This window comes from Streptomyces sp. ASQP_92, from assembly GCF_025399895.1.
Taxonomy (GTDB): domain Bacteria; phylum Actinomycetota; class Actinomycetes; order Streptomycetales; family Streptomycetaceae; genus Streptomyces.
The window spans coordinates 17,205-27,500 of record NZ_JAODUA010000004.1; the positions used below are offsets into that span (position 1 = coordinate 17,205).

Annotated in this window: 5 protein-coding genes and 2 pseudogenes; 1 reads left to right on the forward strand and 6 read right to left on the reverse strand. The window is 70.3% G+C overall.

Annotated features, from left to right (window positions below; all coding sequences use genetic code 11):
• Positions 1-63: 63 nt before the first annotated feature.
• From N4G70_RS12280 to N4G70_RS12305, 6 genes and pseudogenes are all read right to left on the reverse strand, one after another.
• Positions 64-1,343, reverse strand: a pseudogene (locus N4G70_RS12280) (IS701 family transposase).
• 813 nt (positions 1,344-2,156) lie between these two features.
• Positions 2,157-2,798 carry a hypothetical protein gene (locus tag N4G70_RS12285; RefSeq protein ID WP_261712622.1) on the reverse strand — a complete coding sequence of 214 codons (642 nt, stop codon included), beginning with the start codon at positions 2,796-2,798 and terminating at the stop codon, positions 2,157-2,159.
• A 378-nt stretch (positions 2,799-3,176) separates the two neighbouring features.
• Positions 3,177-4,394: a hypothetical protein gene (locus N4G70_RS12290; RefSeq protein ID WP_261712623.1), complete on the reverse strand. Its 1,218-nt coding sequence runs from the start codon at positions 4,392-4,394 to the stop codon at positions 3,177-3,179.
• A gap of 173 nt (positions 4,395-4,567) precedes the next feature.
• The gene (locus N4G70_RS12295) at positions 4,568-4,774 is read right to left on the reverse strand and encodes a hypothetical protein (RefSeq protein ID WP_261712624.1); all 207 of its coding nucleotides are present in this window, start codon (positions 4,772-4,774) and stop codon (positions 4,568-4,570) included.
• Between the two features lie 208 nt (positions 4,775-4,982).
• Positions 4,983-5,471, reverse strand: a pseudogene (locus N4G70_RS12300) (maleylpyruvate isomerase N-terminal domain-containing protein); the annotation flags it as partial.
• Between the two features lie 32 nt (positions 5,472-5,503).
• Positions 5,504-9,457, reverse strand: coding sequence for an AAA family ATPase (locus tag N4G70_RS12305; RefSeq protein ID WP_261712625.1), 3,954 nt, complete (start codon positions 9,455-9,457; stop codon positions 5,504-5,506).
• A 354-nt stretch (positions 9,458-9,811) separates the two neighbouring features.
• Here N4G70_RS12305 and N4G70_RS12315 point away from each other — a divergent pair, with 354 nt between their 5' ends.
• The gene (locus tag N4G70_RS12315; RefSeq protein ID WP_261712939.1) at positions 9,812-10,291 is read left to right on the forward strand and encodes a hypothetical protein; all 480 of its coding nucleotides are present in this window, start codon (positions 9,812-9,814) and stop codon (positions 10,289-10,291) included.
• Positions 10,292-10,296 lie beyond the last annotated feature (5 nt).

Sequence of the window (10,296 nt, forward strand, 5' to 3'; positions counted from 1 at the left end):
ATCTTGTTTTCCGTGGGCGGGGTAGTGGGCGGTGGCAGGTGGTGCAGATGCCGGTCCAGCACCTCAGCACGTCCTGGAGGAGGTCGAGGAGGTGGTAGAGGGTGAGGCCGGCGTGGGGCTTTTGAGGAGAGCCGCTGTTCGGTGAGGAAGGCCTGGGCAGCGGTCACGAGGGTGACGTGGTGGTGCCAGCCGGGCCAGGAGCGTCCCTCGAAGTGGTCCAGTCCCAGGCCGTGTTTGAGTTCCCGGTAGTCGTGCTCGACGCGCCAGCGCAGCTTCGCCCGGCCGACCAGGTCTTTCAGTCGGGTGTCGGCGGGCAGGTTGGAGAACCAGTACTCGGTGGGCTCTTCGGCATCGGGCGGCCATTCGGCCAGCAGCCACAGGTCGGGCAGGACGCCGTCCCACCAGCCCCGCTCTGCCGAGGCGAGGGCCCGCAGCGGGCGGACGATGGCATTGCCCGCCGGGCGAACGCGCAGGGCCGCGAAACGCGAGCGCATCTGTCCCTTGGGTGCCCTCGCGCCAGGTGATGTCGGTGAAGCCGTGGTATCCCAGACCGGCGGCGTGCGCGGACACGGCCAGGGGTGCCTGTCGGTAGCGTGGCTGGGGCCAGCACCCGTTGGTCCCTTTGCGGGCGGGTGCCTCGGGCACCGCTTCGAAGAGGTGGGCGGTGACGTCGCTGCGGACGGACAGCACGTAGCCCAGGCCGCGCTCGGTGAGCGCGGCGCGGAAGGCCGCGTTGGTTCCGTAGGCCGCATCAGCGAGCACGACACGCGGTGACAGACCCCAGCCGGCGAGTTCGTCGAGGATGTCCAGGGCGAGCCGCCACTTCTCGCGGTGCCCGACGCCGCACGGCACTCTGCACGCCGTGCGGCGCTCGGCGTCGTCGGCCCATTCCTTGGGAATGAACAGCCTCCACTGCAACGGGGACGAGGCCGAGGCGGTGACAGCGTGCACGCTCACGGCGACCTGGAGTTGGCTCGCTTCCCCAATGCACCGCAGTACTGCGGTGCGACGCCGACCGACCTTCGGCCGTCCTTGGGAAACGACACATCGTCAACCACCCACGCCTCGGGACTGATTACCGCGGCCATCCGCTCGGCGATCCGCCGCCGCACCGGCATCGGGTCCCAGGTGGACTGGTTCACGAACTGCTGCAGGTTCTGCTCGTTGCCGTCCGGAAGCCGCGCGGCCATCGCCTGGATGGACTTGCGGCGCCCGTCCAGCATCAGGCCCCGCAGATAGCAGTCACCCTTGGCCCGCTGGTCCTTGCGCGGCACCGAGGCAAACACATCCGCCACGAACAACGCCAACTTCGCCCGAACACGCATCACTTCATGTGCGTCCACATACCCAACATGCTCCGGAACAGGCTCTACCGGAAGACCTAACGGAGTCCTACTAAGCTCTTCATCGCCTTTGAGGGTCGGCTCGCCACAGCCAAGAACTGAACCTCAACAACCAAGATCAGGCATTAAATTGAGACATCCGCCGTCCTTGCTTGGGGTGAGGGTCGCGGCGAGAGCCGGTAATGAGGCCCGACATTCAGCCGACGCCGGTGCGACGAGTGTGCCGCACCGGCGTGTACGCGCTGATCGGCGGCCTCACCAGGGGATTGCGCCCGAGTGCTGGAAGGAGATCATGATCCAGATGATCAAGGGGATGAGGATCACGAGTACGAAGCAGCCCAGCGCCTTAGCCCAGGTTGCGGTCTGACCTCTTGGTTCTGGTGGCACTCTGCATCACAGTTTCGTTATGGCGCGGGTGAATGCTTGAGCGTAGGCGGTAGTGCCGACGCCGTTGGGGTGGTAGCTCTCACGGCTGACACACCACGTTCCTCCGATCGTGCAACGGAAGTCTCCGTCACCGTGGGGTGCTGTGACGACCTTGTTGACCCCTTCCGGGTCGTTGCAGGCGCGCTTGTAGGCGAAGTCATCATCGGGCGATTTGTAGGTGACGGGAAGACCTTGTGCCTGAAGGGACGTGGCTCGCCAGGTTCGGGGCCGAGTGGAGGTTGCTGGTCACATCCATCGTGTACCGGTCGGGCGGCGCCACGGCGTGGGCGCCGCCGGCCGCGACGCCCGTCGTCAGGGTCGCGGCGACGGCCACGCAGGCCAGTGCCGCCCTGTGGCGGAGACGGATTGGCATGGGTTCCCCCTCGGTCAGGAGACGAACAGTTTGATCGGCTTGGGGAGGTTGGCCCGGTAGCCCATGAGCTGACGGATGTCGGCCGGCTTGAGCTTGATGCAGCCGTTGGACTTGTAGTCGCCGTTGCCGTCCCAGCGGTACGGGCTGTCGCCGCCGGTGCTCGGGCCCTGCGTACCATTGGGCCGCATCTCGCTGTGGATGAAGAGGTCCGTGCGCCAGGTGCCGTTGTGACACTTGTGGTCACTCAGCAACCAGGAGACGCCGTTCACACCGTGCGCACCGCCGTTGTGGTTGCTGTAGAAGGCCCTGATGCCGTACTCGCCGTTGGGCAGCCAACCCTGGTTCCGCGCACAGGTGTTGGTGCTCCCACTGCCCGAACCGGCGCGCCAGCTGTCGACCGTGGAGCTGTGCGGGTGGTCGGGGTTGACCATGTTCACGTAGACCAGGCTCAGCCGGGAATTCGACGGGTTTCCGGCGTTCTTCTTGAACGTCAGATATGTGTAACTCCTGGCGGCGGCCGAGGTATCGGCGGTTGCAGTCTTCGCGGCGGGGACTGCCGGGGACGAGGCCGCCATGGCGCTCACAGCCGTGCCCGACAGGGCCAGTGCGGCCGCGCCCAGGGTGACGGCGTACCGGAAGCCCTTGATCTTGCGCATAGTTCTCTCCCGTTCTCGCGGTGCGGGGGAACAGCCCAGCTCACCGGCTCGTGACCGCCTTGAAAGCGCGGCCGCTCCAACTCGGTGCCCGACCGCCGCCCCGTTCTCGGCTGCCGGTGACCCCAACCTAGGGACCGCACCCAGCACGCACATCGGGGCTAACCCTGAGCCGCCTCACCGCCGTACGGCCGCGCCGCTGCCGACGCGGCCTGGCAGTTCGGCCGCCGCGGTGGAAAGGCTGTGACACATGGATGCCATGCCGACCCGACTCCCCGACGCAAGGCCGGCGTCTCCCCCAACCCCTCGGGACATGCCCGTCTCAACCCCACCGGCAAGCGCGTCCGGTGCGAGCTGGGCGCTGCGCGGCGGCCGGCCCCCTCACCCCGAGAGGTTCGCCGAGATGATCGCGCCGATGAAGCCGTCCGTCGCGACCTGGCGCGAGTGCCAGGAGTCGGTGCCCGGCGCGGCGATGTACATCCGGAAGAAGAAGAGCGGATCACCGCTGGAACCGGTGCGCAGACCCACGTCAGGGTCTCGACGGGCGTAGTTCTCCATGGTGATGTAGTCCCTGCCGCTCGATGCGATCGCCGTCCCGAAGTGGTACTCGAAGGTGTTGTCGGTGCCGGCCGCCCGGTTCTGCTTGCGCTGCTCCTCCTGGGCCGCATCCCCGTAGCCGACCGTGACCAGGATGTCCCCCGGGTTCGGCGTGGGCATGAATTCGCTCATGCCCAGGGCGCCCAGGGCCCGGTCCACCGCTGCCGGGTTCTCCTGCACCAGGGCCTGGAAGCGGGCGCTGAGGTTGGATCCGTACGCGAGATACGCATCTCGGCCCGCAGCCGCGGCCGCCGCATAGCCGGCCGCCAGGGAGCTGCCGTCGATGCTGTCAATGAGCCGGGCGAGCCCCTCGTGCCATTTCTCGATGCCGGGCGTGGCCGGGTTGAAGGCGCCGCTCACGAACGCCGCCATCTCGTTGCACCGTTGCGGCGTCCGGACAGCGAGACCCTGCCGGCTCTCCTGGCCCTTCTTCTGGACCTTCGGCTCCACCAGGTACAGCTTGCGCTCGCCCTGCTCGCCGGTCAGGTGAAGGTACTTGGAGGTCCTGACCAGCCTGATCGCCCCCTTCAGCTTCGCATTGGCCTCCGCGATGCGCGTACTCGTCGCGAAGAACACCTTGGGCTCGTTAACGCCGTCCTCGATCGCCAGATCGCGCGCGCTGGAGATGCGCAGCGGCACGCTGCCCGCCCGTACCAGGTTCGGCGTGAGCTCTGCCGGGTTCTCGAAGTAGCTTCCGTCGCGCTCGCCCTGGCTCACGAAGAACTCGTCGTCGGCGCTCAGATCCTGGTCCTTGCCCAGGATCGTCCGCTTCCGCTTCTGCGGGTAGCCGGGATCGCCGGGCGCCACTGTCTCCGTCCGCTGTACGGTCGCGGTCCGCTGGATCGCGCGCACCACCGCTGCGTTGCCCGCCACCCGCTGCAGGACTGCGGCCTCGGCGGGGCGCAGCGCGGCACGGTGCTGGAGTGGGTGGGCGGGTGCCGTGCCGTGGAGCGGCCGTGGATGCTCCGCGCCGGGCCCGGACGGTCTGTCGTGTGCCCGCATCTCGTGATTCCCATCTTCCCAGGTAGCGGAGCGTGTCCCGCGTTCCCTCCAACCGCGAACTCCGCCCACCCTTACCTCTCCCCGCCCCCACAGTCAGAGCTGCACGGGCGCCGTCGCGGGCAAAAAGGCTTGCCCGAGCAGACAGCCAGAGCCAGACCGATCGCCTGGTCGTTTCAGAATGTGGCGCGTCGTCGTCCCTCTCCCCCCGTCGGAGCCAGCAGCGAGACCGGACGGCCCCAAAGGACGGACACCCGCTGCTCCTCGCAGTCCTGCTGGCCACATGCGAACTCGCCGGCTCCGCCGATGAGCGTCCCCACCTTCATCACCATGTCACTGGTGAAGCTCTGGTTGTAGGGGGCCCGCACATACGTGACCATCATTGCGTCGAACCCGGTAACGGAGGGGTCCGCCTTGGCAGGAAAGACACGGACCGGATCCGCGAGACACTTCTGATCCAGCGAGACGAGGAGAACCTGCCGTCCGGACTCCTCGGCGAGGCTGTAGCGGACCCCGGTCGAGATCTCTCCCTGACTCGTGTTCTCGGCGACGTTGGCGCCTGGAGGCGCGGCCGGCCGCCCCCGTTACGTTCTACTTCTCCTCCGGCTCCCAGGCGCGGAGCAGGTCGAGCAGCCCTGCGTCTCCGTCAACGTGCAAGGAGTCGGCCTTGATCCGGTCGTACAGGTAGAGGACCAGTTCACTGGCCGTGCCGTGGACGGAGGCGCCGACTGCGTCCGAGTCCTCACCTGTCGCCGTGGTGGGCGCGGGGATACGGGTGGTGCGTGCGCCATCGCCATCGACGGCGAGGCGCCAGGAGCGGCCCTCGGCAGCGTGGAAGTCGAAGGCCGTGGGCTTGTGCGGCCAGGCACTCGGCGTTGCGCAGACGGTGAACAGGAACTCCTCCACACCATCGAGTGTCACCTCGACCGGCAGCGGCTGCGGGGCGCCCCCGGCGAGCTGAGCGTCGTAGGTGTGCACCGCGGTCTCCTGGACCCGGTGCCGGGCAACACCACCGGAGGTTGGCGGTGACTGCGACGCGGGCCACCACGTCCAGCAACCACTCTCCGGTCCCGCCGACCGTCCCAGCCCCACGCTTCGAAGGTAGGACGAGCTCACCGGCAGGGGTGTCCCACAGGCGGGTTGGGGACGAGTTCCGGCCAGCGTTGTGTGCGGCTGAGGTCGCAGATCAAGGTTGCGGTCCGCGCGCTGTCGGTGGGCCACAGCCGTACCGTGCCGTCGGCGCCTCCCGTGACGAGTGTGCCGCTGTCGGGCGCGTACCCAGAAGCGAATGTCCGGCCCTTGCCGTGGCCGATGAGTACGGCTGTCGTACGCCGGGTCGCGGTGTCCCAGATCCGGATGCCCCCGTCGGCGTCGGCGCTCGCCAGGGAGTCCCCGTGCACCCCGAACGCCACTGCCGTCACCGTGGTGGTGTGGCCGTTCAGTACCGCTCGCGATTGGCCGTCCGCCGCGTCCCAGAGTCGCACCGCCGGCTGTGCGTCGCCGGTGGCCAGGGTCCGTCCGTCCGGCGAGAAGACCACGGACGTGGGTGTGTGCGGCAGTATGACGGTCACGCCGGGCGCTGGGGCGCTGGTGCCGGGGGCGGGCGAATTCCACAGGCGCAGGGAGCGATCGGCCCCGATGGAGGCCAGGGTCCGGCCGTCGGGGGCGAAGGCCAGGCCGGTCACGGCCCCGGTGTGGGCCCGAAGGACCACGGGTCGGGAGGCGGGCGCTGCGAGGTCCCACAGGCACACGGTACGGTCCTGGCCCGCCGTGGCCAGGGTCCGTCCATCCGGGCTGAAAGCGACGGCGGACACAGCGCCGAAGTGCCCGTCGAGCACAGTCCGGGCGCGGCCGGTGTCCGTGTCCCAGATCCGCACCTTGCCGTCAGTCCCGCCGCCCGCGAGCGTCCGGCCGTCCGGCGAGTAGCCAAGTGCCTTGATACCGGCGGCCGTTGAGTCCACCAGGGCGACCCCGGGCCTGGCCGGAGCGGTATTCCAGGTGGTGACGCCGCGGTCGCCCCGGGACACCGCCAGGGTCCGGCCGTCAGGGGCGAGCGCCAGCGCCTCGACGGCGCCCGACGCGCTGTCGAGGGCGGCCGTCGCGCGCCGGGCCCGAGTGTCCCACAGCCGGGCGGTGCGGTCGGTGCCGCTCACGAGCAGGGTGTTTCCGTCGGGCGAAAGCGCGAGGGCGGGAGGCGCGTCGCTGTCGGAGGGAAGCACCGTGTCGGTGCGCACCGCCTCCACCAGCCCACCGCCGGTGCCGGCCGGTCCGGGAGTGGAGAGCGACAGGTCCCAGGAGCGCAGGGTGTGATCCTCGGACGTGCTCCACAGGGTGTGCCCGTCGCGGCTGAAAGCCACCGCGGTGACCGCGTCGGTGTGCCCGGTGAGCGCCGGGAGCGCCGGCTGGGTCGCGAGTGCGGAAGCAGGGGCACCGCCGGCGCCCGTGAAGATCCACAGGCGTACGGTCCGGTCGGACAGGGCGGCCGCCAGGGTGTGCCCGTCGGGGCTGACGGTGAGCGCGTTGACGGCGCCGGCGGCTTCGGTGGTGGCCGGGGACGGGTTTCCGGTCGTGGTGTCCCACAGAGTGAGGGAGCCTTCCGCGCCACCGGCGACGAGGGTCTGACCGTCCGGGGTGTAGGCCACGGCGCGTACTGCGTCGCGACTGGTGAAGGTCGCGGTGGCCGCCCGGGCCTTGACGTCCCACAGCCGGATGCTGCGGTCGGCACTCCCGGTGGCCAGGGTGCGTCCGTCGGGCGAGAAGGCCGCCGCCCACACCGTGTCGCTGTGCCCGGTGAGCAGGGCGAGAGGGTGGCCGGAGGCCGTCTCCCACAGCCGTACGGTGTGGTCGGCGCCGGTACTGGCCAGGGTGCGGCCGTCGGGGCTGAAGGCCAGCGCCTCGACTGCTCCGGCGTGTCCGGTCAGGGTGGCCAGCGGGCGTCGGGTCGCGGCGTCCCACAGTTTGACCGTACGGTCGGCTCCTCCGGTCGCGAGCGTCCGGCCGTCCGGAGCGTATGCCACGGCCGTCACGGGGGCGGTGTGGCCGCCGAATTGGCTGGCGTAGTAGGCGGCATAGGCGCTGAGCAGGCTGCCCCGGGCCTCTACTGTCGGGGCACTGCGGTAGCCGTCCAGGGCTGCCAGCGCAGCGGCCTCGGGCTGAACACCCAGCAGCTCCCGTGCCCGGGAGGCCAGTTCGCGGGAGACCGCGACGCGGCGCTGCTGCTCGGAGCGGCTGCTCTGGTGGAGCGCGACGGCGGTGGCGAGGAGCGCGAGGGCGGTGACGACGGAAAGGACGGCGAGCGCGCCGCGCAGTTGGCGACCGCGCCGCCGGTCCGCCACGACGGCGGCGGCCAGGAAGTCGGCCTCGAGCCGGTTGAGCGTATCGGGGTGGTCGCTCAACCACTCGCGTGCGCCCGCGAGTTGGGCTCCGCGCAGCAGCGCTCCGGGGTCTCGCCCCAGGGCCTGCCAGATGTGGGCGGCAGCCCCGATCTGGCGGTGGGTGCACAGCGCCGCCCGGTCTTGTTCGATCCAGTGCCGTAGCCGTGGCCAGGCCCGGATCAGCGCCTCGTGGGCAACTTCGACGGTGCCGTCGGCCAGGACCAGAAGCCGCGCATCGGCCAGCAGGCGCAGCAGTCCATCGATGACCTCCGGTGCGGCCAGGCCATCGAGTTCGGCCCGCCTCAGCCGGCGCCGGACGTCCTCGGCACCGTCGCCGGGCACGGTCAGGCGCAGGAACATCTTGCGCATGACGCCGCGTTGCGCCGGATCCACCGTCGTGTACATCCGTTCGGCGGTCTGCGTGATGGCGCCCCGCATGCCGCCGGTGGCACGGTAGTCGGCCAGCCGCAGCGGCTGGTCGGGCGCGTCGCGGCGGTGCCAGGCCTCGCGCATGGCGTGCGCGACGAGGGGGAGCGCCCCTGGCTGCCCGGCGGCCTCGGCCAGCACCGCTTCCAGCAGATCGGGCTCCACCCGGATACCGGACCAGGCGGCCGGTTCCACGATGATGTCGCGCAGTTCTGCCCGGGAAGGCTGGCCGACCGGCACCTGGGCACCGCCACGCAGGGCATCGACCAATGCGTGGTGGGACAAGCAGTGGGCGTAGAAGTCGGCCCGCACCACCAGGACGATGCCGGTCCGGGGCCCCAGCGCGCCCTGCTCCGCGTTCTGGGAGGCATGAACCAGTGCGTCCAGGAACGCGGCGCGCTCCGAGCCGTCCGTGCAGACGGTGAAAACCTCTTCGAACTGGTCGACCACGAGCAGCGCCCGATGCTCGTCGGGCTGCCCAGCCAGCCAAGTACGCAGCGCCAAGGCGGGTGCTTCGGGTGCCAGGGCGGGCTCTTCGAGCGGCCCGGCGGACTCGCGGCGCGGGGGCGGGGCCCACTCGTCGTACGGCTCTAGAGCGGGCTCAAGGGTGGGCACCGAACCGGGTTCCTCACCAGGGGTCGGCCCGGACTCCGCGCGCGAGGTCGAGGCGTCGCCCGTCAGCTGCCGTACCACCAGGGAGAGCGCCCGCAGGGGCCGGGCGCCCGGGGTCAGTACCGCCGCCCGCCATCGCTGGTCGAGCGCGGGCAGCAGGCCCGCGCGCACCAGGGAGGACTTCCCGCTGCCCGAAGCCCCGCACACGAGCACCAGGCCGTGCCGTTCGACGGCACCGAGCACATCCTTCACCTGCTCCGAACGCCCGAAGAACACGGGCGCGTCGGCGGGCCCGAACGCGGTGAGGCCCGGATAGGGACACCGCGGCCCGCTTTCCCTGGTGTCGTCACCCGCCAGCGCGCGAGCCGTAGAGCGCCAGCGCGCCTCCCAGTCCGCCCGGTCGCCCCCGCAGGCTTGCGCGTAAGCCAGCACCACGGGTAAGGACGGCAGCCGCTCGCCCTTGGCGGCCTCGGCGAGCGTGCTGGCCGAGTAGTGGGCCCTGCCCGCCAGGGCGCGGAAGCTCGGTGACCCGCAGTCCTCCCGCAGCCGGCGCAGCTCCCAGGCCAGCTTCTGCACGGGCCCCGTCTCCGGATCCACGGCACTCTGCGGGCGCCCCCGCCGCGCCCTGCGCTCCGCCGCGTTTCCCTCACCCACGCCTACCCCCCTGTCACGCGCATCCCGTCGCCTTGCATCTTTGTCCGAGTTGAATGTCCTGACCAGGCAGCCCTTTCGGACAACTCGCAGGGCCCGCAGAGTCGTTGGTGTCGCAAGGCGTGGACACCCGACGGGGAGACGGGCCGGCTGTTCAGGCACGGGGGGAACAGCCGGCCGGGGCCCGCGCGAAGACGACGGACGGTGGGCGCTAGCCGCACGGCTGCGCGCCCACCGTCCTTGTACGGGGCGCCCTACAAGGCCCAGCCGCAGAACACCTCGATCCGAGCCTTCCGCGACGACGTCGTGAACGCGATCGGCAACCAGACCGCACTCCACATCCCAGAGGAGATCAGCATGAAACCCCTGCGTCACCTGGCCCATTCAGATCAGGTGCATCCCTTACGGAGGTTCACCACGGCGGTGCGCGCCGGATCCGTGGCTGCTGCCGCGCTCGCCTCCTTCGCGCTCGCCGCCTCTCCGGCCGCCGCCTCCGGAGTCATCGTGGAGATCGGTCCCGTCGCGTCGACCTACACCGCCTTCGCGGGCTGCACCGCGCAAGTGATCGCCGGAACGGACCGGGAAGCCCGGGAACACTTCGGCCGAGCCTCCTTCCAACTCGGTACGAGCTCTCGCGGCAAGCCCTGCCTGGGCTGGCTGGAGCGCCGCTACCGCGGCCAAGACTGGGGACAGGTCGGCGACAAACACAGGTGGCCCGACACCACGACGGCCTGGTACTACGCCGGCAGTTTCGACGACCCGCAGTCGGCCAACGTCCGCGCGTGCGTGGGTGACTTCCTCTACTCCAACTCCTTCTCCTGCGAGGGCCAGTACTAGGCCGT

Excerpts from the sequence above, each read along its gene's own strand:
- N4G70_RS12285 (WP_261712622.1), bottom strand. The coding sequence starts at position 2,798 with ATGCGCAAGATCAAGGGCTTCCGGTACGCCGTCACCCTGGGCGCGGCC.
- N4G70_RS12290 (WP_261712623.1), bottom strand. The coding sequence starts at position 4,394 with ATGCGGGCACACGACAGACCGTCCGGGCCCGGCGCGGAGCATCCACGG.
- N4G70_RS12295 (WP_261712624.1), bottom strand. The coding sequence starts at position 4,774 with ATGATGGTCACGTATGTGCGGGCCCCCTACAACCAGAGCTTCACCAGT.
- N4G70_RS12315 (WP_261712939.1), top strand. The coding sequence starts at position 9,812 with ATGAAACCCCTGCGTCACCTGGCCCATTCAGATCAGGTGCATCCCTTA.